Origin of the sequence: Paenibacillus endophyticus, assembly GCF_014192395.1 — a bacterium.
GTDB lineage: Bacteria > Bacillota > Bacilli > Paenibacillales > Paenibacillaceae > Pristimantibacillus > Pristimantibacillus endophyticus.
Window position 1 is genome coordinate 225,331 of sequence record NZ_JACHXW010000004.1, and the last position, 23,991, is coordinate 249,321.

Below are 23,991 nucleotides of genomic sequence, written 5' to 3' on the forward strand. Positions count from 1 at the left end.
GCCTCCATTTGTCGTCACAGCCGTTTACGCTTGAAATGCAAGACCTTATAGGTTTCTCCCTATAGCGCTGCGCTTGTATTTCTTCGCGAAACGAAAGCTGCGCCTCCATTTGTCGTCACAGCCGTTTACGCTTGCATCGCAACGAATTTTTCCCTTTACATTCTATGGCTGAAGTTCGGACAACATGACTTTTCTTTTTTTAAGCCGCTTCGCAATACCCAAATACCGCTCCAGCTCTCGAAGCAGCATAAGCAGTGATGCCCTTATCTCGAACTCCTCACGCGTTTTCGGAAGCTCCATCGCACGGAATAGCTGGGACAGCTCACTTAGGCGCTCCTCGACTGTACCTTGGTACACATCCGATTTCACGTCGCTTGAAAGCTGGTCTAGCAAATCCGCGATCATGACTGCCTGCGGGAATTTCTGATAAACGAATGCCAGCTCCACCAGCATTTGCTGGACCGACTCCAGCTGCTGCCGTCTCATCTCGAAATAACTGGACCAGTAATGCTCTTGCCCCCAAAGTCTGTTCTCCCGATTGCGTACTGAACGCAGCGCACCTTCCTCAATCGCGGTGAATGCTTCCAGAATCTCGCCGCCATTCCACACATGCGTAGGATTGCGGAGCGTGACCGCCATCTCTTGAAACATGACTCCCAAGCACTGCTCGATAGAAGATCGATAATCGTTAAGCCGATGCTCATCCTTCGGCATATAAATGATATTCACAACCGTTGCCCAGCCTAAGCCCGCGAACAACAGTAAAATTTCATTGCCGATTATATCCGTCGTTACTTCTCCATGATTAAACAAATGGAAAACGATAACCGAGCTTGTCACGATGCCATCCTTAAGCTGGAATCGTGACAGCACTGGAAACGTGATGAGGATAAAGATGGCCACTGCCCAGATATGAAAACCAAGCAAGGAAAAGACTAGCGATGCGAAAAAAAGTCCAAGCGCAGAGGCTACGAACCGAACAAAGGCGCTTTTCAGCCCCTTCATCCGCGTCACTTCAACGCCGAGTATTGCAAGAATTCCTGCGCCAAGCGGCGGCTCCAGTCCTAAATATACAGCGGTGTAAATAGCTGCGATGGCGGCTAATGCCGTTTTAATGATACGAATGCCCATGAAAATTACCTCGAATACAGTAGGATTTATGTCTACATCCTACCGTTCACGCCAGCCTGCCGTCAACTTTCTTTCAAGTGCCGCGACGAGTTGGTACATAATCGTGGCAACTACAGCAATTACAATCAAGCTGGATAACACAAGCGTGAAGTTAAACACTTGAAATCCGTATATGATCAAGTAGCCTAGCCCAAGCTTTGCAACGAGAAACTCTCCAACGATGACGCCAATCCACGCTAATCCTACATTCACCTTCAGCGTGGAGATAATAACAGGGAAGGAAGCCGGCAAGATGACCAGCTTGAATAATTGAAGACGCGATGCCCCGAATAGCCTGACTACCTTAATGTACCCCGTATCGATTTCTCGAAATCGATTGTAAATATTCAATGTCGTAATGATGACTGTCACCGACAAGGTAATCGCAACGATCGACATAAAACCAGGGCCAAGACCTACGATAAAGATAGGTCCGAGTGCAACCTTGGGCATGCTGTTAAGCACGACTAAATAAGGATCGAATACACGAGACAGAAACGGGAACCACCATAGGGCTGCAGCTAATGCCGTGCCTATCAAGGTTCCAAGAACGAAGCCCACAATCGTCTCGGTTACGGTCATTCCGACATGCGGCCAAATGGAACCGTCAGCCATCGTCCTCCAAAGCTGCATTAACATTTTGGAAGGATAACTAAATAACAACGGATCAATCCAATCATTGCGCCCTGCCGCTTCCCATAAACCGACAAAGATTAATAGCAGTACGGCTTGTGTCGAAATGACTGCAGCGGTAACCTTGCGCTTCTGCTGCTTAAACCGATTGTGAAGCTCGCTCAGCCAGAAGCGTCTGCCCTCTTCCATGTTGATGCCGCCCGGAATGACAGGCGATACTTCCTCGTGCTTGCCCGATTTATTGCGATCGTCCACCTGTCGAACCCCCTTCATTATCATCCCGATCCAGCTCTGTCCAGAGTCGCTCGAAAAGCCCCTGAAAGCCTGAAAGCTTGCGTGCAGTCATCGGGGAGGCAAGACGAATCTCATCCGGTATCGCAAGCTCGCTGCGAATATAGCCTGGATTACGGCCAAGCACGATAACACGGTCGCTCATCGCGACAGCTTCAGCCAGATCGTGAGTGACGAGCACTGCTGTCTTGCCTAGACGCTTGAGCGTCTGGTGGACGAGATCCTCAAGCTGGAGCTTGATGTGCAGATCAAGCGCTGAGAACGGCTCATCCAACAGCAATACCTCGGGCTCCGTAGCAAGCGTCCTTGCTAACGCAACTCGCTGCCGCATCCCGCCGGACAGCTCCTGCGGATATTTGCGGGCAGAATCCGGCAAGCCGAGCTCTTCAAGCAATTCATCCACATATTGCAAGCCCTTCTCTGTTTTCCGATCGTTTATCTCAAGGCCGATTGCCGCATTTTCTTTTATTGAACGCCATGGAAACAAATAATCCTGCTGCAGCATGTAGCCTACCTTAGAGGAGGGTCCTGAAACCTGATCTCCATTGAGCAATACTTGCCCTTTGGTAGGGGGAAACAAGCCCGCAAGCAAGCTTAGAACGGTTGTCTTGCCACACCCGCTCGGCCCGACCAAGCTCACGAACTCACCGCGCTCTACCTTGAGATTAATATGCTCAATTGCCAGCGAGGCTCCCTTATCATTCACGTATACATGGGTCAGCTGCCGCAGCTCAAGCACCGTTTCTTGTTTCATGCTCAAGCCTCCCATTCCTGCGTAATCATTTATTTGACTGCTTCTATCGACTTCTCTGCGAAGGTTGTATTCACGAGTTCACTGTGCTCGGTACGTTTTTCCAGTTCGCCCGCGGAGGTAATCACATCAATCAAATTGTTCCACTCTGCTTCATCAATCACGGGATCAACAGAGAAAGAGCCTTGCTTTTGATAGCGATCAATAGAGCTGATTAGAATATCGCGGTCCACATTTTCGAAATAAGGCAAAACGACGTCTGTAATTGCTTCGGCGGTGTTGCTCTCTACCCAGAGCTGCGCTTTATGGATGGCATTCGTGAACGCTTGCACCGTTTTTTCATTTTTGTTGATATAGCTCTGTTTAGCCATAAATACGGTATACGGAAGATGTCCGCTTTCAGCGCCAAATGATGCTACGACATGGCCTTTGCCTTCCTTTTCAAATATCGAAGCTGTCGGCTCGAATAGTTGTACATAGTCACCTGTGCCAGATGCGAAAGCAGCCGGTATATTCGCGAAATCTACGTTTTGAATAAGCTCCAAATCAGCTTGGGGGTCGATGCCTAGTTTCTTAAGCGCGAATTCACCAGCCATTTGGGGCATGCCTCCCTTTCTTTGTCCCAAAAACACAGAGCCTTTCAACGCGTTCCAATCAAAGGTTTCAACTGCTTCTCTGGCAACCAGAAAAGTTCCATCGGTCTGTGTCAGCTGAGCGAAGTTGATTATAGGATCGTCCGTCCCTTGTTGATACACATAAATGGATGTTTCTGAGCCTACAAGCGCAACATCAATGGCATTTGACAGCAGCGCGGTCATCGTTTTATCGCCTCCAGGCGTCGTCGTCAACTCCACGTCAAGCCCTTCTTCTTCAAAATAGCCCTTCTCTATTGCCACATATTGCGGCGCATAGAACAAAGACCGTGTGACTTCTCCAATTCTCACCTTCACCTTGTCTGAATCCTTATTGCCACAGCCTGCCAATACAGTAGTCATTACAAGTGCTGCTACAAGCAGCAGCGACATTACCATACGTCTGTTCATCCGTGAGTCCCTCCTGCGTATTCGCGTTTAATAAATTTACTCCAGCCTATGCCACAAAGAGAACGACGGTGAATAGGCACACAAAAAGAAGGCTGTCCGGCATCGTCGTAACGATGGGACAGCCTTCCTCTACGTATTGATTAGGACTATAACTTGTAAATATCTGTGTACTTCCGTGTCAAATAGGTCACCAAATGCTGAGGGTCGAGCGGCTTGCCTGTCACGCTTTGGATAAGCTCAGAAGGCGTTCTTAGTTTTCCGTATTTATAAATGCGCTCGGTCAACCATTCTTTTATAGGCAGCAGGTTGCCGTTTCCGACGTTTGACCAGAAGCCATCCAGCTCGCGCTCCATCGTATCAGCGATTTGTGCCGCATACATATTTCCAAGCGAGTAAGAAGGGAAGTATCCGAATGCTCCGCCTGACCAATGGACATCTTGAAGAACGCCTTCCGCATCGTTTGGCGGTGTTATGCCTAAATACTCTTTATACTTATCATTCCATATGGCTGGAAGATCTGCGGCTTTGGCTCCACCGTTAAAGATGAGCTTCTCCATCTCGTACCGGATAATGATATGCAGGTTGTAAGTGAGCTCATCCGCTTCGATGCGTATCAAAGAAGGCTGAACCACGTTGTTCCCTCTATAGAACTGATCCACGCTCACATCGAGCTGACCTGGGAACCGTTTTTGCAGCTCGCCGAAATAGCGATCCCAGAATGGTCTGCTGCGTCCGATCACGTTTTCCCAAAAACGCGACTGCGACTCATGTATCCCCATCGAAGTTCCCGTACATAGCGTCGTACCAATGAGCTCTTCCATAATATTCTGCTCATATAAAGCGTGACCGCCTTCATGAATCGTGCCAAACAAGGCACTTGTTACGTCATTTTCGAGATATCGCGTTGTAATCCGAACATCGCCGGGACTAAGGCCGGTAGCGAATGGATGGGTGCTTTCATCCAGGCGTCCCGCTTCGAAGTTATAGCCCATTTGCTCCAATATGTATAAGCTGAACGCTTTTTGCGCCTCTTTATCGTAATTTTGTTTTAGAAATGCCGTATCCGGCTGGTGCGGTGATTGAGCGATGGCTGCCGCTAAAGGTACCAGCTGCGAACGCAAGCCGCCAAAAACATGGTCCAGTTCAGCAACAGTCATGCCTGGCTCATATTGATCGAGCAGCGTATCATAACGAGTCGCTTTCGGTCCCCACAGATCAATGAACTGATTGGTATAACTGATCACTTTCTCCAGATAGGGCTGGAAGCCCGCATAGTCATTGTTTTCTTTCGCTTCCTCCCACTTGGACTCGGACTGTGAAGCAAGCACCACATACTCCTGATACAGCTTTGGAGGTATTTTGACACTGCGGTCGTATTCTTTGCGGGTCTCGGCTACCAACCGCTGCTCCATTTCCGTTAATCCAGCGTATACCGACGTTTCTTCAAGCTTAGATATCCAGTCTCCCAGCTCCGGGGATGTTGACAGCTTGAATTGGTCAGCGGATAAAGCTCCGATCACTTCTGATCGGTTATCCATTCCCTTGCGGGGAGCGCCTGTCCGCAAATCCCAATAAAGAACTCCGAGTGCTTCCTCATAGCTTTTAATTTTGCGAATGGTATCCTTGAAGCTTTGCAAGGCCTCGGTTGATTGATTTGTCATCTTCATTCCGCCTTTCCGTTTTCTGTAACAGCTGTTTGTCATTGCTTGTTCTTCATTGGAACTTCACTTGATCTTACGTATTGCAATCCTTATAATCATCTTAAACCTGCTCGTCATACAGTGCAATAGAGAGAAAGAGAGGAAACCATTATGCATATTATTTTCTCGAAAACAGCAGTAGATCGGTTATCTCCCTATCTAACAGATGGTAAAACTGAGCTTAAGCTTCTTCATGATACAGAAGGCTGCGGCTGCGTCGTAAGCGGTGTGCCTGCTCTTCAATTGATTACAGAACCCTCCGTTGATGACAAACTAGCTCAAGGTGAGCCGTTTGACTTTTATTATGAGCCGCGGCATGAAGTTTATTACGAGCCTCGGATGCGCGTTGATTATGATGCGGCACGAGACAGCTTCTCCCTCAAAAGCGACAGCCAGATTTATACAACTAATCTTCGTTTTCTAACAAAAGGAAGTGCAGCGTGAGCAAACTCGACGATATTCTAAACGATAACAAACTATTCGTTGAAAGCCGCGAATATGAGAAATATTCAACCAGCAAATATCCGAACAAACGGATGGTTATTGTAACCTGCATGGATACTAGACTTACTGAAATGCTGCCTAAAGCGATGAACCTCAAAAACGGCGACGCCAAAATCATTAAAAATGCAGGCGCAATCGTTACACAGCCCTTCGGCAATATCATGCGCAGTATTTTAGTCGCATTATATGAACTGCAGGCTGATGAAGTTTTTGTAATCGGACACAACAATTGCGGGATGACTGGACTCAATCCCGAACTTATCATTCAGCATATGGAAGAGCGCGGCGTTTCAACCGAAACCATCACGACGTTAAAGCATTCCGGCCTTAATCTGATGCGATGGCTAACCGGATTTGATAATGTGCGCGACAGTGTCATTAACAGCGTCAGCATTATTCGCAATCACCCTCTTCTCCCTGCTAACATTCTCGTGCACGGACTGATCATCGACTCTGAAACAGGCGAACTCGAATTAGTGGATGGTGCTTATCAGCAGGCCTAGTCTTATAGAAAGAGAGCGTAAAGGCAACGAATTACATGCCATTACGCTCTCTTTTTTTTGCGAGTAAAGCATGTTGCCTTGCAGCAATCACATCCGACCTGTCCCGCTTTGTGTGCCTATGAATAATCGACTCGTCCTGCATGGGGCTCGGCGTTCCCCAAATGAACCCGCGCTGCGCGCAAGCTGCTGTACATGCCGTTTTCAAGTCTTCATTGGTTATATTAAGATCAATATCTATATACGGTGTAACGGTTCTCTGCGTCAATTGAGCCAACTTCGTGCTTAATTGCCGCTGCAAGCTTACCCAATCAATTCCGAGGTTGTCTAGTGGAGCATTGGACAGCTTCTTTTCGGCTTGCTGAAGCATTTTCTCCGCGCCTCGCAAATTCCCTCTTCGTGCATGATATTGCCCTACTGCTAATTGAATTAGTCCGACCCATGTCTGTTCAAGCGGATCTTCCGGATGTTCTTTCCAATATTCTTCAAGCAGCTCATGACATTCGAAATAATCCCTTGATCCGTGGAACTCCACGAGATAATCAATATACGATTTAGGAAATGTATGCATATCTGCCTCCTTTACCAACTTGCGAAGTCTTTCATGTCGATGTCGATCTTTTTAAAAATATTAGCATATGTCGCTTATACTTTCATACATTTAAACCAATCCTAAGTGGAGAAATGAAACCTTCGTCTATTTTAGCCGTATTCTATTTCTATATCAATCGATATATCAATGTAAATCAGGAGGAGAACAGACAGATGAAAAAAGGATTTATAGTCATGCTGGCGTTCGCGCTATTCTTGACACTAGGCTTCGGACAGCACGCTGATGCAAAACCACGTGGCGGGGGCATTAAATCACCGAAACAAAGCGTTACTCAGAACCCGAAAAAATCGGAAAATGTCAACCAGACGAATCCCGGTACCAAAGCAGGCACAACAGCCGGTGCGACAAAACCAGGATTTTTTGGCGGAGGCAGTTTAATGAAAGGCTTAATGATCGGCGGTTTGGCAGGCTTGATGTTCGGAAGCTTGTTTGCCGGAATGGGCGCTTTCGGTAATATACTCGGTCTAATGATTAATTTGCTTGCGATATTCGCAATCATCATGCTTATTCGCGTAGCATTTGTATACTTGAAAAGCAAACGTACCCCGCCAGATCGTCGGAGACCATACTAACGGTGCGCATTTATACGGACGAAATTATCAACGCCATCTGCTTAAACATGGCTGACCGCAGAGGCGTCAATCCCACAGACGTAGAGGTGCAGCTATCTTGGGAAGAAGAATATGGTTTCACGGCTGAGGTTTGGGTAAATGGACGCAGCCAATATATCATTGAAGCTAACATTCTCGAGGCCATTGAACAATATATTTACAAGCAGTACCAGATACGCGTATTCCGCTCCGGCATCACTCTTGATGCAGATGAGGAGTTTTGGGCAGATATCGCAGTCGAGTAGATTCAAGCATCCAGAAGCTCGTATTATCGAAAGATAAACGGCTGCTGGATGTTTTTTTGTGTTTTTCTCCGCATGATCATGTCTCCTAATAATTACTAGAGAAATAATCACTCATTTCGAGAAACCTCCGTACTCTTCTTGCGTCTAAACACTTGACCCTGAGAGGAGTGAATGTTGCTAGCTTATGAGAAAGAAACTTTGCACGGCGTTATTCCTGCTATTATTCAGTCAGTATGTGCTGCATGCAGCATCAGATCTTACCATTGCTGCCGTTTCACAGATGACAAAGTATCGCGTATATCAGAATGACCAAGCTTTGCGTGAATTTGTTGGAGAAGCACAAGCGGTAGCTTATGCAGGCAAATTCAGCTACAGCCATGTAGAAAAGATCGCCGATCGTACTTGGGTGTGGGATAACTTCCCGCGTTATAAAGTGTATCAGAAAGGCCTATCCAATCCCAAATGGGAATTCGCTTCTTATGCTCTCGCCTTATCTACTGCCAAGAAGCTTCGCAACGTACATATACGCGATTTAGCGAATATAGGCTGGAGCTATCATTCTTATGCTAAGTTCCAATTATTCCAAGGTGATAACACCAAAGATGCTTGGTCCTTTGCCTCTCTTGAAGCTGCCAAGCAAGAAGCAAAAAAATGGGGCAATGCGCATATTATCGATCTTGCATCGAACAAGTGGATATGGAGCAACCTCACAGCATCTCAGATTAAAGCACAGCGTGATGCCGTTGCAGTCTACCAGTTAGCTATTGGCGGGGTTCCAGTACAAGACAAGCCGATTTACGCTTTTCTTTATGATGCCATCACGGCTGCTGCTTCCATCGCTGGAAGCGAAGTCTTGGATTCAAAAACGGGAAAAATCGTGCACTCTAACGTACCTGCCTATCAGATCGCACAAAATGGTAAGATCATCCATGCTGCATGGAGCTTGGATGGGGCGGTTCAAACCGCTAAGAAAATAACTAATGCCGAGGTCATTTACAATGGAGTAGTATATTGGTCAGGCGTCCCTTATCTATCCGTATACCAAGGTGATAATCCGCTAAAATCCTTTAACTCGCGAGAGAGTGCGGTGGCGTATGCCAAGGCCTACTCGAATGCAACAATAAGAACGAGCGACGGCCGCAACATTTGGAGCAATGCTAAAAAGCTCGCTTATATGGGCTGGAACGGCAGTGCGTCTAGCGCAACCGTGTTAAATCACGCAGCAAATACACAAGGCTTATCGATCGATTCGCCAACTTGGTTCGAGCTAGCCTCCGCTGACGGAACGTTGACGGATACTTCTGATTTGTCAGTCGCGAACGCCTTGAAGGCGCAAGGAATGAAAGTGATGCCGCTCGTTCATAATCAGTTCAACAAAAAAATGACATCCTCCTTCCTCCTAAACAAAGCGGCACAGCAGAAATTTATTGCGAATCTTACGGCTAGGCTGGTTCAGCTTGGGGCTTCTGGGCTTAACCTTGATTTCGAGGAGGTCGCTGGCAGCGACCGCACGGCATATACAAGCTTTGTTACTGCACTCTCAAAAGCTGTTCATGCCAAAAACATGCAAATCTCCATCGATTTGCCGCGCGGCAGCTTAAGCTGGAATCATGCTACGGCGTATGACCACGCTGCGCTGTCAACCGTTGTCGATACCATCATCATTATGGCATACGACGAGCATTGGAGCGGGAGCCAAACACCTGGTTCCGTCGCTGGGCTTAAATGGGCGGAAGAAGGCATTAAGCAATTTCTAAGCTATGGCATCCCCCGCAGCAAGCTTATGCTGGGCATACCGTTTTATGTTAGGGAATGGAAGCTTGATAGCCAAAATAAACTCGTCGGAAACCGTGCTGTTGTGATGAAAGAGCTGCCTAAGCTGATTGCTGACACGAATGCGCAAGGCATATTCGATTCGGAATCAGGCCAAATGAAATATAAATATGCCAAAGATGGATTTACGTATCTGTTCTGGGCAGAAACCGAAACTACGGTCAAGGCAAGAATTGATATGGCGAAGCGTTATGATCTAGCCGGTGTCGCCGCTTGGCGCTTAGGCTATGAAAGCACGGAGCTATGGACGATGATGCTCCGAAATAAATAATGGAGAAGCCGCTAATCCATTGTCAGAGGTTGTTTTGCTTTACGTAGGCAACTCCAAGCTGTTATACACGAACTATCGCCTTAAGCGGCGCTCTTCAATCACGGAGTAAAGACAGTAAAAGGCTGCACGCATTTGCGTGCAGCCTTTTATTAGTACAAGGATTTATACTAAGACTCGGCTGCTGGAAAACGAAGAGTAACCTTCGTTCCTTTGCCTAGCTCGCTTTCAAATGAGATTTTACCGTGAAGCGCTTCAATAATTCGTATGGTCACGAGAATGCCAAGTCCTGTTCCTGTATCCTTTGTCGTAAAGAAAGCTGTCCCGATCTGACTCAAGTCTTCCTTGGACATCCCTTTTCCAGTGTCAATGATTTCAATAAAGATCTCTTCATTCCGGTAATAGGCATTTACAGTTACCTCTCCTGTTTCCGGAATCGCTTCCACGCCATTTTTGATTAAGTTCAAGATAACCTGAGATAGCCGCGGCTTGTCCGTTCTAACATATAAATCGGTTTGGTTGCAGTTAAGATGGATTTGAACATTCTGAATTAATCCGTATGAATTCATAATTTCGAGCGTGCTGCCAAGGAAAGTAGGAACCTCTACCAGTTCAAGCTGGTCTGCATGAGGCTTCGCCAAATTCAAATAATCTGTAATAATGTATTCGGCCCGTTCAAGCTCAGCAAGAGCGATTTTCAAATAATCTTTTTTCTTATCGTCCACCGATTCTTGCAGCAGCTGCAAAAAACCTTTTACTACCGTTAACGGGTTGCGTACCTCGTGCGCGACGGATGCTGCGATTTGACTGACGATTTTGAGCTTCTCGCTTCGCTCCAGCTCAAGCTTCAAATAGGCTGTTTCAATGAGATGCTCTTTTAGCATAGAAGAGATTCCCATGCCAATTAACGTTGCTATCGTTAGAATGGCAATGATCCATAAGCTATGCGATTCCGTATGTAGATTCAATGGCCGTGATTTCAAATATATAATAAGGAGCACAAAAGAAACAATTGAGCTATTGGCTGCTAGAATCACGGATACAACGACTCTTTTGATCTTTCGATAACTAAAAAAAGATTTTGCAAAAAAAAAGGCTGGACCTACGCTAAGCAGAAAAGAAAATACGGCAAGATACATAGCATCTCCATTTACATAAAGCCGGTACAATACACCGATAGACAGCGCCAAGAGTCCAGGAAAATATTTTCCAGAACCGTATAAAAAAGCAATAATCAAAGGAACGCATCTAAGATCACTTTGATAGCCATCGATAACGTTTACGGGGAATGCCATGCACAATACAGCTGATAATCCAAATAAACAGCCGTTTATCAATTGATAAATGATATTGCTTTTAGCTATGCGGACCATAAAGAACTGTTGGATAAAGATCGGAAACAATATGATAATAAGATGAATAAGCAATTGGTTTACCATATCTCTTAATATTTTCCCTTTCTTTTTACAATATTTGTATAGTTCTTTGGCACTAGCAACTAACAATTATAATATCATAAAAAATAGAGAGAATTAATAGGAAATTTGACAGCTCTGTATTTGAGTATGATTAATTCTTTTTTAACTTATGGATAGCCAATAATGTAATAGGAATAATGAAACCAAAAATTAAGGCATATGAAAACCAGGTTTGAGATGCAAATGAACGAAAGTATACGTTGTTGGGATATACGATGAGTGCGAGTACGACCGTAATTAATGCTAGTGGTGGCAGTAATGGCCGGTAGGTTTGCATCCGAAGCAGCTGAGCTAGCCCCAATCCTGCCGCATAAAAGCAAAGCACAAGCTTAAAGAAAATAGTTAGAAACCAAATTACAGCCATCATGACCTCGATGCGTTGAAGAAACTCACCGACCTGAATTTTCTTTGCAAGCGTATAGCTGGGAAAGCTATGCCTGGAAGTGAAATCCCAACCGAGCACCAATATGCAAAGCAAGGTAATGATTGATAATACAAGCCCGCCGAGAAAGCCACCCCATAGGAATGCATTGCCCCTCTTATTTGTTTGCCTCACATATGGCAATATCATTAAAAAGATCACAAGCTCCAAATAAGGAATGCCTAGAATCGTGAGGCTTCCTTTAATCATTTCTTTGACGCTAGCCTCAAATATCGGATATAACCGATTCATTTCCATTTGAGGCATGATAAAAACAATCAGGATGAATAGAAGCAATAAAATCCAAGGCAAAAAAATTTCTGCCGCGCGCCCTATTACTTCAAGACCTAACCCTGCTCCCATAACGATAATCACCATAAACAATATAAAAATCGCTTGAATAGGCGTTTCCGGCATCACAATCGTCGTCATAAAGTCACCAATGTTGCGAAGCACTAATGCAGACAGCAGCAAGAAAAAGGTCAAATACAAAAAGGAGATCAATCGGCCAACAAACTTCCCCGCTATTATTTCACTGTATTGAACCAGATTTTGATTTGGAAAGGACTTACCTAGCGAATGATAAAGGACAAGCAGCAACATTCCTAATAATACGCCAAGGAGTGCGGATATCCAGCTATCCTGCTTGGAAGTCAAAGCCATGGCAGACGGTACAATGAGAATCGCACTTCCCAAGCTGAACAAAAAGACCAGTATGAATAGCTGTTGCCTGCTTATTTGCCCATTCTCCAGCATGATATGGTCCTCCCGCTTCTCTATTGAAAGATATAGTTAATCACCATCGTTATAGGCTTGACTGCAATAGTAACGGCATCAAGCGGATTTGGAATTTTGATTCTCAAACTTTCGAGCGACGCCAAAACAAATGCAATAAATAGGAGCAGAAGGTAAACGCTCCGCTCCTTTCGCAGTTTTTTTTTGTTTAATGAAGGGAGCTGCAGCGCTGCCATGATACCAACTGCAAAGATGACAATAATAATCCACATCTCAATCTCCTTTCATTTTTTGCAAAAATGATTCAACGACTGAGCCTGTTTGCCGTATGCTCAACTCAGCTTCAATATTCACCGGTAAATGAACGAAATGCTCGTCCCATTCCTTCTCCAGTGGATACCACAATTGCCGATGTGAACGATGAACCGCATTCCCAAAACCGAAAATATCTGATTTTAATTGTTTGGCTTTCGTAATTGAAGCGGATGCCATTCGCTCTATTTCCTTGTTTGCTGCTAATTCTAACCCTTTAATGGTCTCAGGATTGCTTATATCTTCGCTTCCGCAAGCAACTTCGCCTATATTACCCTCAGCTTGGATTTTAACTTCCATATTCAATTTCCCATCATTCACTCGTGCTTTTACCTTTGTATTCTCTCTTAATAACTCAATGCTAATCTTGCCGCCTGAGGGACAACCGACGGTAACAATTGTGCTTTTAATTTGCCCCCGAATAAAGTTATAGCCTTTGCTCTCAAAAGGATTGAGCCAGCCAACCAAACGATCCTCATGAAAGACAGCCATCCCGTCGTACTCTTGTGTTACTGGCGGATGAACAGAGTCCAGATTTTTCTGAGATTCACCTATTTCAGGATCGCCGCTTATTTTGATGGCAGCTAGCGCTGGGTCCTTGCCTTTGCTCACCAGATCAAAAATGAGTTCATGCAGATCGATTTTGGAAGTAACCCCCCAGCTGTTTTGAGCCGAATTCAAGGAGGAATACAATTTATTGGATGGAATTTTCTCCAGTGGAGTCAAAACTTTGAGAATATCTTCAGCTTTCGTACCTTTAGCGATAATGAAATAAAAGTCGGTTCGAAGCTCATGATCCCTAGAGAGAATATCTAGAACCGGAGCAATACCTTCTCGTGCGAGCTTCTCTCCTATGACAACAATGCGTATATGTGAAGAGTATATTTTACGTGGTGTTGTTTTCGTGAGCTCTCTCATTGATTCAAATATGGTTGCTCCACCTGCCAATTGCTGAGTTATGACTGGCAATCGTTTGCCGCCTGATTTATTTGCAGATATTTCACTGGCATTGATCACTTGAACAGTTAGCTGATATTGATCCTTCTTTTTATCAAATCCGAAGGCAGATGCAATGCTCAATTCATTAAGTTCCCTTCGATTCCAGCAGCCGGTCAGTATAAATAATTCGATCACGACAAGCAGCAGCCATACCGCTTTTGTTCGAATGCTCATCAATCAATGCCTCCTTCTTGCTGCCTAGGGCTCTGGTGGTTTTGGCTGTGTGCTCTTTTCTCGAATCTCATTACCTTGACTTATGTATCGAGGTCTTCGATGCTGCAACCAGTGAGGTAGGCGGATCAAATTATCATTCTGGTCTTCCATGTCGAGCGGTCCGAATGGAGACATGTACGGAATGCCAAATGACCGTAGGCTGCATAAATGCAGGACAAGCGCAATAATACCAACAAGAATACCGAATAACCCAAAGGACGCGGCAAGCATCATTAGAATAAATCGCATCATCCGTACCGAAATGCCTAAACTGTAGGAAGGGATTACGAAGTTAGAGATTGCCGTAATTGACACAATAATGACCATCGTCGGACCGACAAGACCTGCCTCCACCGCTGCTTGCCCGATGACCAAAGCACCAACGATAGAGACAGCTTGTCCGACAGCTCGTGGCATCCGAACACCTGCTTCTCTCAGAATCTCAAACGTCACTTCCATTAAGATCGCTTCCACAAACGCAGGAAACGGAATCCCTTCCCGCTGAGCAGCAAAGTTAATCAAGAGCGGCGTTGGAATCATTTCTTGATGAAAAGTTGTAATTGCAATATAGATGGATGGCGCAAATAAGGCGATGAATAGCGATACAAAACGCAGGATGCGCAGCAAGGAGCTAATATCTGCACGTTGATAATAGTCCTCGGCTGTTTGCAGAAACTGTGTGAACAAAGCAGGCGCAAGCAATACAAATGGCGTTCCATCTACAAGAATGGCAACTCGGCCTTCTAGCAAGCCTGCAGCGACGACATCAGGACGCTCTGTATTATAAATCGTTGGAAAGGGCGTATAGGTTTCATCTTGTATGAACTCTTCGATATAACCGCTCTCCAAGATTGCGTCGGTATCTATTCGCGCTAGTCTTATTCTAACTTCATTGACAACCTTTTCGTTCGCTATGCCCTTTATGAACATAATAGCAACATCTGTTTTTGAGATCCTCCCAATCGGATTTGTCTCAAGCCACAAGTTGGGATCTTTGATTTTTCTACGTACTAGAGCCGTATTGATTCGAATTGATTCGGAGAAGCCTTCTCGAGGGCCACGAATAACGGTCTGTGATTGCGGCTCTGTGACCCCCCGCTCCGACCATTTTCTGACTCCGGCAGCAATGCTTTCCGCACTTCCATCGACGAGAACGATCGCATCACCAGAGAAAATAGCTATATGGATGCTGTCCATATCTGTAATTGTTTTGATATCCCCAACTTTAAGTAGAGATGACTTCAGTTTTTGTATTAGATTGTCGGAAGTTGCGTTGCGGTAAATCCCTGTTTCTTTGCCATCAATCAGCAAAGAATCCATAATCGTTGTCGAATCGGCCATACCGTCCAAATAGACGATAGCCGCATCAATCGAAACGTCGGCAGTATCGATTTGGAATTGTCTAATAATCAGATCGGTGCTATTCCCCGTGTTTTTTCGGATGATCTCAAGCGTCTCCGATAGTATGGTTGGTTTAGACAGATTAGGGCCTTGCTGTTTAAGGAAAACCTGCTCTGTTGTCTTCGCTTTGTGATTAGCCTGATTTCGTTTGAATATAGAGCGCATCTCTGTCCTCCCAAATTCCTGCTTATAACAGTGTGTCCAGAAATGGGTACCTCCATTACGCAGAAAGAATTACAGTTAAGCTCAGTGTTTACAACTACAACACTGACATATCGGTGCCTCATGAAATCGAAATGGTACAACAACAACAACAAAAAAAACCGTTCCCTCTATAAAAAAAGAGAATGGTCTGTGCGTTTCAAGCCAATTGCATTAATGCAGTTAATCATACCAACAACTTAACGATAAATAGGTGCTCCAAAGGGAGAAGAGCCCGCTCCGCCATCAACGCTGATCTCTGCTCCTTGGACATACGAAGATTCATCCGATGCTAGAAACAAAGCTACATTCGCGATCTCATTCGGTTCTCCCAACCGTTCTAGAGGAATAGACCGCGTGAGTGCAGATTCCATTTTAGCCAAGCCTTCGGGTTGCCCCCAGATTGGTGTTCTAGTTGCTCCAGGCAACAAGGTATTCACACGTAAACCCCGCGGTGACAGTTCTGAAACCAATACTTTTGCCATGCTAACGACCGCACCTTTGCTTGCCGCATACGCAGAATATCCGGGGCTTCCGGCATTAGCAAGTACAGAACCATTTAAGATGATCGAACCTCCAGTTCTCAAATAAGGCAAAGCAGATTGCACAGTGAAAAACACGCCTGTCACATTGACCTTCATTATATCCTCGAATAAAGAAAGTTCTGTTCCACCTGCTGGCGTATGGCCAGAAATGCCTGCATTAGCGAATACAATATCCAATCCGCCGAATGCTTCCACAGCAGCAATAGCAGCTTTTTTCATTTGTTCAGGATCCGTAGTATCCGCCTGTACAGCTATACTATTTACTGGTCCTATTTCTTCTGTTGCAGCGTTCAAAGTAGCTTGATTTCTGCCCGTAATCACAACCTTTGCTCCTTGTGCTACGAACAGCTTTGCCGTTGCTAACCCAATCCCGCTATTTCCTCCAGTAATTAATGCTACTTTCCCATTCAATTTTCCCATTATAATTATCTCCTTTATCTTGTTATTTGTTTTTAGAATGATCGTTCTCGAATTATCAAAAAAAATTAATTTGCTTTTGCAACAGCAGGCGTCTCAGCTACCCAATGCCTTGCTTCCTTCATGTCACTGAAATTTACCAGCTGGTATGGGAGCACGCCTAATTGGTTAACTGCCCGATCCAGGCTCAACTTAGCAATCATGCTCTGCGGCAATACCATAGCGAAATGACGAAGCCCATTTCCATATGCCCGTTGGACAAAATGTCGAGCTATCCATTCCTGATCATCCGGTTTTATTGCTGAACCTTTACGAGCATCCATTAATAATCTGTTGCTTTTCATTTTTTTAATCCATTCGATCCCCTTCAACATAATTAATTGAAACTCCTCTCCGTAAGCAAATCCCTTCCATTCAATGATGACGGCTTTAAGCTCTTCATCCCAAGCAACTTCTCCATGTTTAGAATCGAATAAAATCATCTCTATCATGCTCCTTTGAACGTATTATAATTCGAGAACGATCATTCTTAAATTAAGAAATTTTTTTAAACTACTTATCTAATATTTTTTTAGAAACGTTGGCAATCCGATACAGCTTTTTTTTGTCAGTTGAAGTCCTAGCAAGTACCCTTAGCCCCAGCAGCATATTGTGTAAACTTTCGGCAAGCTCTTCCGCTTTTAAACTTGAAGTGAATTCACCTGATTGCTTTCCTTTTTGAATAATACCTGTTAGAAGCTGCTCCGATTTAGTAAAGTTATCGTTTACTTTCGTCTCTACCTCACCATCCCGCGAGGCAAGCTCGACAGCCATATTTACAAATAGGCAGCCTGGAGGACTGTCTTCAACGCCTTCGATCATGAAATCGAACATGAAACCAATTGCCTGTGTAGGGCTTGCTCCGAGTAAACCTGAATGAAGTTCCGAGTTGACCAGCTTGCTGTAACGGTCAATCGCTGTCAGGTATAGTTTATGTTTATCTCCAAATGTATCATACAAGCTTCTGCGATGAATGCCCATACACTCGATAAGATCATTTATTGACGTTTTTTCATACCCTTGTTCCCAAAACAGCTTCATGGCCTTAAACAATACTGCATCCTCATCAAACTCTTTTGCCCTCGCCACTTTGCTCACCCCTCCTCTAGAAATGATAGTAACATATCGAGAACGATCGGTAAAGAATTATTTTTTACTGATCGTTCTCATAAATACTACTTTAGTTTGCTTAGAAAAACTCAGACTCAACCGAACCAGTTCTCTTATTCTGTCCAACTTCGTTCCATAATTCAGACCAGGGTTTTCCCCGCTTGGACCAGCATGATGGAATATGACGAAAATCCTCTGTATACACCGCCAGCAAGTGCTTTGAAATGCATGAAGCGTGGTTTTCTACCAATACCTCTTTGATCTCTGAAGATTTGACTGGAACAAGCGAGCACATTTTACTTTTAAATAGTGTCAATGGCAGGAACATGTTCGGACTTTTCCTATATAAGCATTTTTGCGGATATCTCGGTGAGCTTCCCGAATCATATTTCGTTATTTTTATATCCGCATAATGTTCCTGTAGAAATGCAGGAGCATCAAATTCAAGTACGGCAAACGCTTCATTCTTCTCTCTTTTTGCATACGTTTCAATCATCTTTCTACAATCTCTAATTGTCGGCCAAAAGAACACATGACCATTCAAACAAGCGCGGAACTGCTCCTGTGTGTATGACGCATCAATCATCTGATCTGGAATTCGAAGATGAGCATTCACAATCACATTTTGATTCCGAAAACCCACCTCTTTTGGTGCTGTACGGCGCTCCGCATTTGACTGAGGATACAACAATTGACTCGAGTACAAAGAATCGAATTGTGAAATCACGCTTAAATTTTTCACTCTTGTGAAATGATATAACCTTTTTCTTCCCTTGGCTTTAGTCACATCCGCAATGATCTCTTTCTTCAACATCTCTCTCACCCCTGAAGCTCCCTTTCTTATTAGGATGCCTTATTATGAATGCGTTCAAACGATTCGATTGTCACGGATGATTTGCCACCGGAACAAACACCCAATCATAAAGGAAACTTTCGGCATACATTACTGAGTACTCAACATGCAAGGAGGTGCTGTATACTATGTCCGGTCTTGTAGGTGGTGCTTTCAATAACACTGGAACGATCCTTGTGCTTTTCATCCTATTGGTGATAATCGCTTGTAGCTGTGGAGTATTTGGCGGAGGCTACTAATAGCAAAAACTTGGCTCTCATAATCTGAGGGCCATTTTCATGTTTGGAAGCCGATTTTAACATTCCTAATTCGCTTAACTTTTAATATTTGTTAAATTTTTCTCATTGATGTTTCACGCTGATAAATAGTGGGTAAATATGATTCTCAATAAATCAATTTCCTTTGGAGGCACGGATAATGGTTGAAGAAGAAACGTTTTATTGCATGATTTGCGAAGAGGTTCATGGACGTGCCGAAGTTCGATTCCTATATAAAACGGCCTTTAAAGCAACCAGATCCAATCATATGTCTGTAGGGATTTGCATGAAGTACAGTAAATGCTTAGAATCAAATCAACAGGATCTGAATTGTGAGAAAATCGGTTTAAGTTAAACCCTCGATTAGAATACCAGGACAAGCCATTACATAAAAACCGTGAAGGAGTCTTGAACATGTCGCTTGAGATTTATTTGAATTTTAATGGAAATTGCCGTGAAGCTGCAACGTTTTATGCTGAAGTATTCGGATCTGAAGTCACACACCTCGCAACCTTTGGTGATATGCCGCCAAACCCTGAGTATCCGCTGCCCGACGAAGCAAAGTCATTAATCATGCACGCCAGAGTCAATATTATGGGAAAGATCGTCATGTTCTCTGATGTGTTTCCTGGCATGCCCTTTACAGTAGGGAATCATATCCATTTAACCATAGTCAGCCAAGATGAACAGCAAACAAGAAGCCTTTTCGAAAAACTTTCAGAGGGCGGGAAAGTTACTATGGAGCTTCAATCAACTTTTTGGAGCAAAAGTTATGGTCAACTTACCGATCGATTCGGTATCGAATGGCAAGTAAGTTTGGATAGCGAAACGTTTGAAGCTTAGTTTAAAGCTTTTGCTATAGAGGAGAAGCATTTGCTGGCGTTTCAGTTGGTGCCTCTCAAAAGCACCACTTCTTATGATTCCAATGCTTTCCTCATTCCATCCAGCTTCAGAATCGTTTTCCAATTTCGCGAAGCTCTGACATATTGATCAAATGATGGCCGCTCACATTGATTCCGCGCAGCAAGCAAAATAAATAGTCATTCGAAGGCTTCTTCCACCTGTTGATTCGACTAGCCATCGCCATTTTCCGTCAAAGAATCCTAAAATCTGCTCCTATCGTTTGACATACTTTTTCAGTTAAATCATATATTCTTGTGTTGTTCTTATGCAAGTTCATAATAATATATGCCAACTATATTTATACAGAAAGAGGAGATTGCTCATGCTGATTAAAAAGAAAACAGACATTCATTTTATTTTAGACCATTTTCAAGAATTATCACAGTGGGACAGCGAAGGTCAGAAATTTTATCTCGTATTCGAAGACCGTAAACGTGGCGGCCAATGGACATTGATGAGTTATGGCGAGGAACGATTCAGCGTGCATGGGCTTGGACAAGACTATTCGGATTGCCAGGAGTACTTTTTTGAAGAACAAGCTGAAATCTTATCCTTTCTATGGCAGAACCGAGCTGCTTTCAACGCTGCTCTGAAACCAACGTCTATGTGCAGCTAAAAAGACTGGGTGGCATACCGTTTATGATCGATATGTTCATTTATAAATAACAAAAAACACACCAATTATTGCGTGTGTTTTTTGAATGTTTCTTCCTATGCCTTACCATTCAATCTTTGCTGCAGCATGGAAGCAAGATCCGCCGTATTCTCCCACATTAATGGACGAATCGGGTGCGAGCGAACAGTGAGCTCTGCATGGTTGCTGCTTCTCATGGTCCATATGACTGGTATATTTTTACCGAGCCCATAACCAGCAGCAAAATATACCTCAGGTGAATGCTCTGTAATATCAGCGATCATAACCTTGCTTTCTGCGTATTCAAGTAATGATTGTGTCTCCAATTGCTCGGGGCGCGATTGCTGAAGCAGTCTTGGCAGAAATCCGCATTGCTCTATTTTTGGAAAAATGTCTTCCAGCCATGTACTGCGCGTATCCTCATCATCAGGCAGCAAAACACAGCATGATTTGAGCTTTCTCCCCCCAGCGCTTGCTGCTGCAGTGTTCCAGCCTTTATCCGTCAGCTTGAAGCTCAGTCCTTCCCTAATCAGCAGCTGTGCTTCTTTGAGTTTCTCGATAATGTAGACCAGCTCTTGCAAGTTCGGAGAATACGTCAAATTGAAATGATTGCTTAACGGTTGTATGAGTATAGAATCCTCAGGCCCTTCCGCGTTGCGATAAATAAACTGAAGCAGCCGGTTTTCCTTATCCTCGATTGTTACCGGAATTATCGCTGCATCCTCGATTGCTTCTATTTCTTCCATTCCAAGCAGTACCTTTTCTCCGCAGTCTGTCTTCTCTCTTATATAGCCCGAAATAAGTGAAAATCGTTTGTTCTTAACCGTATATGGCAACGAATGAATCGTTAGATAATGGTCGCTTTTCAAACCATAAAAGCTATTCGGCGCGCAATGGCATCCTAGAAAATGGACATGCTCTCCCTTTTGCTCTACAGGTACAAATTCCGAACAAAATAAGCATCTTTTTTTCTCCATGCAAATCATCCCCTTTATTCCTTAGCTTTCGCACATTTTAGCTGATATGAGGGGGATTATGGGATTAGTATTTTTTAATATGCCAATTTCATCCTACTAAATGATGAGGATAATCAATAATTGATTAATCACTTATTTTACATTAAAAAAAGAAAAGAGGCTACTCATCGACCTTGTTGCACGCCTTAATCATTCGATAAAGCTCTTCTGTTTCTACATTTCGATCTTTCATTTCGCGGTATATATCACTTAACGGAGGTGGCGCTGCATATTCCCTCATCACACTCATACTCTGTTCATCATAACTACTGTCATTTTGGATATATCTACCATAACCATTTTTTCTTGGCTCAAGCGCATGTTGACTACGGTTAAGCCTGAGCACCAGAAATAGAACAGATGCTGTAAGGAGCATCATAGCTCCTGATTTCATATCCTCAGTGAGACCGATCACAAAAACTGAAAAGAGTATCGCCGGAACTCCAAACAGGAATACAGCAAAATAGAGCAGTACCTTCGCAACAGCATTTCCTATATGGCTCATGGCAAACTCCTCTCCCAGCAGCCCGCTTTGTATAACGTATGAAGCAATAGGTTATCCCTATTACCATTCAACACCCCAAGCCGATTCATATCCTTTATTAGCAGATTGTCCAGATACCGGCGGCGCATATACATTCTTAATGGCGGAGTCCGTACCCATGTAGTTAGCAAAATGTTTGCTTTCCTGCCTGCGAATGCGGCGCGCTTCCTTTCGTTCAGGTGCCGTATCGAATAGCAGTCTCTCTTCATCGGAAAGCGCGTTTACACCTGGTACCTCTACCGGCTTGCCATCATCGCCTAGCGCGACAAACGTTAAGAATGAAGTAGCACACACTTTCCGTTTCCCGGTCAGCAAATCCTCCGTCACGACACGAACGAAAACCTCCATTGAGGTTTTATGCGACCACGTGACGAACGCAGATAAGCTTACTGCATCGCCTTTCTTTACTGGATAGAGAAAATCTACAGAATCCGTAGACGCTGTCACAACGGGACGGCGTGAATGCTTGGTTGCAGCAATCGTAGCCACATCGTCAATGTAGGCCATTAGCTTGCCGCCAAAAATCGTGCCATGATGATTCGTATCCGGTGGAAGTACGATCGACTCTTTTATGGTTAGCGAATCTGAAGCGGGACGGGATGCATGGGGTATGGCAACTTTACTTAATATGTTCATGGAAACACCTTTTCCTTCAATCAATTTGTTAGAGCTAAGTTTACACCCCGCAGACATATAGGTAAAATACATATATCGAATAGTTGGCATTCCTTTTAACTATAGATGCATATATATTTTACGCAGAGGAGATGCCCTTATGGACCTTAAGCAATTGACATATTTTGTTGCGGTGGCTGAAGCGGGAAGCTTCACACAAGCAGCACGAGCGCTACATCTCAGCCAGCCCTCTCTTTCCAAAATGGTAAGGCTGCTTGAAGAGGAGCTTGGCGTACAACTGATTGACCGGTCTGCCAAGCAAATCACCTTAACAGACGCCGGCATGTCCATCTTGCGATCGGCTAAACCCATTATTCAATCATTCGAGGATATGTCGAGTGAGCTGGAGGAGGTTGTTTCCCTCAAGAAGGGTACGCTTCGCCTTGGCATACCGCCTATGGTCGGAAGCTATTTTTTGCCATCTGTCATTGAAAAATTTCTAACCCATTATCCTCAAATCAAGCTGCAGATCATCGAACAAGGCGGCAAAAGCCTTGAGCAGGATATTCTTCAAGGCGACTTGGATTTCAGCATGGTCATCCTCCCGATTAAAGATATGGAAAGATACCATGTATTGCCGTGCATGAACGAAAACCTAAGATTGGTTGTTCACCTTGAGCACCCGTTAGCACTCATGAACAAAGCTCAGCTCTCGCAGCTGGAGCGTGAATCCTTCATCATGTTCCGCAGCGATTTCACGATCCAGCAGGTCATTAAGGAGCACTGTGAAGCAGCAGGCTTCGAGCCGAGAATTGTATTCGAGAGCTCTCAGTGGGATTTCATGACGGAAATGGTCGCCGCCAAGTATGGCATAACCTTACTGCCTGAAGGGATTTGCATGCAATTGGACAGCAATCGATTTCACACGCTATCCATTGAGAAGCCCGCCATTCCTTGGCAATTGTCTATGATCTGGCGGAACGACAAATATTTATCCTTCGCGTCGAAGGAATGGATTCGATTTGTTGAAGCTGAGCTCGGAGAACATAGCCTTGAGCAATAAAATAATAATCCTGATGCGCAGCTTGACCGTGAGAGCCAGGCTCTTTATAGAAAAACATACTTTGCACGCATAC

Annotated in this window: 27 protein-coding genes; 8 read left to right on the forward strand and 19 right to left on the reverse strand. The window is 44.3% G+C overall.

All coding sequences use genetic code 11. From position 1 onward, the window contains the following. Positions 1–162 precede the first annotated feature (162 nt). From FHS16_RS08620 to FHS16_RS08640, 5 genes are all read right to left on the reverse strand, one after another. Positions 163–1,131 (reverse strand): aromatic acid exporter family protein, encoded by a 969-nt coding sequence (locus FHS16_RS08620; RefSeq protein WP_183560940.1) that lies wholly within the window; start codon positions 1,129–1,131, stop codon positions 163–165. A gap of 39 nt (positions 1,132–1,170) precedes the next feature. Next, positions 1,171–1,992, reverse strand: coding sequence for an ABC transporter permease (locus tag FHS16_RS08625; protein WP_183561391.1), 822 nt, complete (start codon positions 1,990–1,992; stop codon positions 1,171–1,173). A gap of 49 nt (positions 1,993–2,041) precedes the next feature. Beyond that, the gene (locus tag FHS16_RS08630) at positions 2,042–2,848 is read right to left on the reverse strand and encodes an ABC transporter ATP-binding protein (protein ID WP_183560942.1); all 807 of its coding nucleotides are present in this window, start codon (positions 2,846–2,848) and stop codon (positions 2,042–2,044) included. A 29-nt stretch (positions 2,849–2,877) separates the two neighbouring features. Further along, a complete protein-coding gene (locus FHS16_RS08635) occupies positions 2,878–3,888 on the reverse strand; it encodes an ABC transporter substrate-binding protein (RefSeq protein ID WP_183560944.1) in 1,011 nt (336 codons plus the stop codon). Between the two features lie 146 nt (positions 3,889–4,034). Further along, positions 4,035–5,549, reverse strand: coding sequence for a carboxypeptidase M32 (locus FHS16_RS08640; protein ID WP_183560945.1), 1,515 nt, complete (start codon positions 5,547–5,549; stop codon positions 4,035–4,037). A gap of 150 nt (positions 5,550–5,699) precedes the next feature. Between FHS16_RS08640 and FHS16_RS08645 the strand changes: the two genes are divergently transcribed. Together FHS16_RS08645 and FHS16_RS08650 are read left to right on the forward strand one after the other, a co-directional pair. After that, positions 5,700–6,032: an iron-sulfur cluster biosynthesis family protein gene (locus FHS16_RS08645; RefSeq protein ID WP_183560946.1), complete on the forward strand. Its 333-nt coding sequence runs from the start codon at positions 5,700–5,702 to the stop codon at positions 6,030–6,032. Next, positions 6,029–6,595, forward strand: a complete 567-nt coding sequence (locus FHS16_RS08650; protein WP_183560947.1) for a beta-class carbonic anhydrase — start codon at positions 6,029–6,031, stop codon at positions 6,593–6,595. The genes FHS16_RS08645 and FHS16_RS08650 overlap by 4 nt, the downstream gene beginning before the upstream one ends. A gap of 31 nt (positions 6,596–6,626) precedes the next feature. Here the strand turns inward: FHS16_RS08650 and FHS16_RS08655 are convergent, their stop codons facing one another. Beyond that, positions 6,627–7,163 carry a DUF309 domain-containing protein gene (locus FHS16_RS08655; RefSeq protein ID WP_183560948.1) on the reverse strand — a complete coding sequence of 179 codons (537 nt, stop codon included), beginning with the start codon at positions 7,161–7,163 and terminating at the stop codon, positions 6,627–6,629. Positions 7,164–7,357: 194 nt separating this feature from the next. Between FHS16_RS08655 and FHS16_RS08660 the strand changes: the two genes are divergently transcribed. The 3 genes from FHS16_RS08660 (at position 7,358) to FHS16_RS08670 (ending at position 10,165) form a co-directional block, all read left to right on the forward strand. Next, positions 7,358–7,777, forward strand: coding sequence for an ABC transporter permease (locus FHS16_RS08660; protein WP_183560949.1), 420 nt, complete (start codon positions 7,358–7,360; stop codon positions 7,775–7,777). A gap of 2 nt (positions 7,778–7,779) precedes the next feature. Next, on the forward strand, positions 7,780–8,061 hold the full coding sequence (locus tag FHS16_RS08665) for a YxcD family protein (protein WP_183560950.1): 282 nt from the start codon (positions 7,780–7,782) through the stop codon (positions 8,059–8,061). Between the two features lie 184 nt (positions 8,062–8,245). Continuing rightward, positions 8,246–10,165: a glycosyl hydrolase family 18 protein gene (locus FHS16_RS08670; protein WP_183560951.1), complete on the forward strand. Its 1,920-nt coding sequence runs from the start codon at positions 8,246–8,248 to the stop codon at positions 10,163–10,165. Between the two features lie 167 nt (positions 10,166–10,332). Here the strand turns inward: FHS16_RS08670 and FHS16_RS08675 are convergent, their stop codons facing one another. The 9 genes from FHS16_RS08675 to FHS16_RS08715 all read right to left on the reverse strand — a co-directional run bounded on the left by FHS16_RS08675 (position 10,333) and on the right by FHS16_RS08715 (position 18,847). Then, the gene (locus FHS16_RS08675; protein ID WP_183560953.1) at positions 10,333–11,601 is read right to left on the reverse strand and encodes an ATP-binding protein; all 1,269 of its coding nucleotides are present in this window, start codon (positions 11,599–11,601) and stop codon (positions 10,333–10,335) included. 130 nt (positions 11,602–11,731) lie between these two features. Then, on the reverse strand, positions 11,732–12,817 hold the full coding sequence (locus FHS16_RS08680) for a GerAB/ArcD/ProY family transporter (RefSeq protein ID WP_183560955.1): 1,086 nt from the start codon (positions 12,815–12,817) through the stop codon (positions 11,732–11,734). Positions 12,818–12,837: 20 nt separating this feature from the next. Beyond that, positions 12,838–13,068 carry a hypothetical protein gene (locus FHS16_RS08685; RefSeq protein ID WP_183560957.1) on the reverse strand — a complete coding sequence of 77 codons (231 nt, stop codon included), beginning with the start codon at positions 13,066–13,068 and terminating at the stop codon, positions 12,838–12,840. Between the two features lies 1 nt (position 13,069). After that, entirely contained in the window at positions 13,070–14,242 is a 1,173-nt protein-coding gene (locus tag FHS16_RS08690) for a Ger(x)C family spore germination protein (RefSeq protein ID WP_183560959.1), read from the reverse strand. A 63-nt stretch (positions 14,243–14,305) separates the two neighbouring features. Beyond that, a complete protein-coding gene (locus tag FHS16_RS08695; RefSeq protein ID WP_183560961.1) occupies positions 14,306–15,886 on the reverse strand; it encodes a spore germination protein in 1,581 nt (526 codons plus the stop codon). 236 nt (positions 15,887–16,122) lie between these two features. Next, entirely contained in the window at positions 16,123–16,887 is a 765-nt protein-coding gene (locus tag FHS16_RS08700; protein ID WP_183560963.1) for an SDR family NAD(P)-dependent oxidoreductase, read from the reverse strand. 65 nt (positions 16,888–16,952) lie between these two features. Next, positions 16,953–17,366 (reverse strand): hypothetical protein, encoded by a 414-nt coding sequence (locus tag FHS16_RS08705; RefSeq protein WP_183560965.1) that lies wholly within the window; start codon positions 17,364–17,366, stop codon positions 16,953–16,955. 70 nt (positions 17,367–17,436) lie between these two features. Beyond that, a complete protein-coding gene (locus FHS16_RS08710; RefSeq protein ID WP_183560967.1) occupies positions 17,437–18,012 on the reverse strand; it encodes a TetR/AcrR family transcriptional regulator in 576 nt (191 codons plus the stop codon). A gap of 100 nt (positions 18,013–18,112) precedes the next feature. Beyond that, positions 18,113–18,847, reverse strand: coding sequence for a DUF7002 family protein (locus FHS16_RS08715; protein ID WP_183560969.1), 735 nt, complete (start codon positions 18,845–18,847; stop codon positions 18,113–18,115). Between the two features lie 710 nt (positions 18,848–19,557). On the opposite strand from FHS16_RS08715, the gene FHS16_RS08720 reads away from it, so the two are divergent. After that, entirely contained in the window at positions 19,558–19,986 is a 429-nt protein-coding gene (locus FHS16_RS08720; protein ID WP_183560971.1) for a VOC family protein, read from the forward strand. A 106-nt stretch (positions 19,987–20,092) separates the two neighbouring features. Here the strand turns inward: FHS16_RS08720 and FHS16_RS08725 are convergent, their stop codons facing one another. Further along, complete coding sequence (locus tag FHS16_RS08725) at positions 20,093–20,224, reverse strand: DUF1697 domain-containing protein (RefSeq protein ID WP_183560974.1); 132 nt, start codon at positions 20,222–20,224, stop codon at positions 20,093–20,095. A gap of 144 nt (positions 20,225–20,368) precedes the next feature. On the opposite strand from FHS16_RS08725, the gene FHS16_RS08730 reads away from it, so the two are divergent. Continuing rightward, complete coding sequence (locus FHS16_RS08730; protein ID WP_183560976.1) at positions 20,369–20,662, forward strand: hypothetical protein; 294 nt, start codon at positions 20,369–20,371, stop codon at positions 20,660–20,662. A 95-nt stretch (positions 20,663–20,757) separates the two neighbouring features. Here the strand turns inward: FHS16_RS08730 and FHS16_RS08735 are convergent, their stop codons facing one another. From FHS16_RS08735 to FHS16_RS08745, 3 genes are all read right to left on the reverse strand, one after another. Beyond that, positions 20,758–21,657, reverse strand: a complete 900-nt coding sequence (locus FHS16_RS08735; protein WP_183560978.1) for a hypothetical protein — start codon at positions 21,655–21,657, stop codon at positions 20,758–20,760. Positions 21,658–21,817: 160 nt separating this feature from the next. Beyond that, positions 21,818–22,201 (reverse strand): hypothetical protein, encoded by a 384-nt coding sequence (locus FHS16_RS08740; protein ID WP_183560980.1) that lies wholly within the window; start codon positions 22,199–22,201, stop codon positions 21,818–21,820. A 60-nt stretch (positions 22,202–22,261) separates the two neighbouring features. Then, on the reverse strand, positions 22,262–22,876 hold the full coding sequence (locus FHS16_RS08745) for an acyl-CoA thioesterase (RefSeq protein WP_183560982.1): 615 nt from the start codon (positions 22,874–22,876) through the stop codon (positions 22,262–22,264). A 139-nt stretch (positions 22,877–23,015) separates the two neighbouring features. Between FHS16_RS08745 and FHS16_RS08750 the strand changes: the two genes are divergently transcribed. Then, the gene (locus FHS16_RS08750) at positions 23,016–23,918 is read left to right on the forward strand and encodes a LysR family transcriptional regulator (RefSeq protein WP_183560984.1); all 903 of its coding nucleotides are present in this window, start codon (positions 23,016–23,018) and stop codon (positions 23,916–23,918) included. Positions 23,919–23,991: the final 73 nt, after the last annotated feature.

What these genes read in the sequence shown, in the direction of transcription:
- FHS16_RS08680 (WP_183560955.1), bottom strand. Translation starts at nt 12,817, where the DNA reads ATGCTGGAGAATGGGCAAATAAGCAGGCAACAGCTATTCATACTGGTC.
- FHS16_RS08670 (WP_183560951.1), top strand. Translation starts at nt 8,246, where the DNA reads ATGAGAAAGAAACTTTGCACGGCGTTATTCCTGCTATTATTCAGTCAG.
- FHS16_RS08745 (WP_183560982.1), bottom strand. Translation starts at nt 22,876, where the DNA reads ATGAACATATTAAGTAAAGTTGCCATACCCCATGCATCCCGTCCCGCT.
- FHS16_RS08725 (WP_183560974.1), bottom strand. Translation starts at nt 20,224, where the DNA reads ATGGCTAGTCGAATCAACAGGTGGAAGAAGCCTTCGAATGACTATTTA.
- FHS16_RS08675 (WP_183560953.1), bottom strand. Translation starts at nt 11,601, where the DNA reads ATGGTAAACCAATTGCTTATTCATCTTATTATCATATTGTTTCCGATC.
- FHS16_RS08730 (WP_183560976.1), top strand. Translation starts at nt 20,369, where the DNA reads ATGCTGATTAAAAAGAAAACAGACATTCATTTTATTTTAGACCATTTT.
- FHS16_RS08735 (WP_183560978.1), bottom strand. Translation starts at nt 21,657, where the DNA reads ATGGAGAAAAAAAGATGCTTATTTTGTTCGGAATTTGTACCTGTAGAG.
- FHS16_RS08700 (WP_183560963.1), bottom strand. Translation starts at nt 16,887, where the DNA reads ATGGGAAAATTGAATGGGAAAGTAGCATTAATTACTGGAGGAAATAGC.
- FHS16_RS08705 (WP_183560965.1), bottom strand. Translation starts at nt 17,366, where the DNA reads ATGATTTTATTCGATTCTAAACATGGAGAAGTTGCTTGGGATGAAGAG.
- FHS16_RS08685 (WP_183560957.1), bottom strand. Translation starts at nt 13,068, where the DNA reads ATGTGGATTATTATTGTCATCTTTGCAGTTGGTATCATGGCAGCGCTG.
- FHS16_RS08655 (WP_183560948.1), bottom strand. Translation starts at nt 7,163, where the DNA reads ATGCATACATTTCCTAAATCGTATATTGATTATCTCGTGGAGTTCCAC.
- FHS16_RS08750 (WP_183560984.1), top strand. Translation starts at nt 23,016, where the DNA reads ATGGACCTTAAGCAATTGACATATTTTGTTGCGGTGGCTGAAGCGGGA.
- FHS16_RS08630 (WP_183560942.1), bottom strand. Translation starts at nt 2,848, where the DNA reads ATGAAACAAGAAACGGTGCTTGAGCTGCGGCAGCTGACCCATGTATAC.
- FHS16_RS08695 (WP_183560961.1), bottom strand. Translation starts at nt 15,886, where the DNA reads ATGCGCTCTATATTCAAACGAAATCAGGCTAATCACAAAGCGAAGACA.
- FHS16_RS08740 (WP_183560980.1), bottom strand. Translation starts at nt 22,201, where the DNA reads ATGAGCCATATAGGAAATGCTGTTGCGAAGGTACTGCTCTATTTTGCT.
- FHS16_RS08660 (WP_183560949.1), top strand. Translation starts at nt 7,358, where the DNA reads ATGAAAAAAGGATTTATAGTCATGCTGGCGTTCGCGCTATTCTTGACA.
- FHS16_RS08625 (WP_183561391.1), bottom strand. Translation starts at nt 1,992, where the DNA reads ATGGAAGAGGGCAGACGCTTCTGGCTGAGCGAGCTTCACAATCGGTTT.
- FHS16_RS08620 (WP_183560940.1), bottom strand. Translation starts at nt 1,131, where the DNA reads ATGGGCATTCGTATCATTAAAACGGCATTAGCCGCCATCGCAGCTATT.
- FHS16_RS08720 (WP_183560971.1), top strand. Translation starts at nt 19,558, where the DNA reads ATGTCGCTTGAGATTTATTTGAATTTTAATGGAAATTGCCGTGAAGCT.
- FHS16_RS08715 (WP_183560969.1), bottom strand. Translation starts at nt 18,847, where the DNA reads ATGTTGAAGAAAGAGATCATTGCGGATGTGACTAAAGCCAAGGGAAGA.
- FHS16_RS08635 (WP_183560944.1), bottom strand. Translation starts at nt 3,888, where the DNA reads ATGAACAGACGTATGGTAATGTCGCTGCTGCTTGTAGCAGCACTTGTA.
- FHS16_RS08645 (WP_183560946.1), top strand. Translation starts at nt 5,700, where the DNA reads ATGCATATTATTTTCTCGAAAACAGCAGTAGATCGGTTATCTCCCTAT.
- FHS16_RS08640 (WP_183560945.1), bottom strand. Translation starts at nt 5,549, where the DNA reads ATGACAAATCAATCAACCGAGGCCTTGCAAAGCTTCAAGGATACCATT.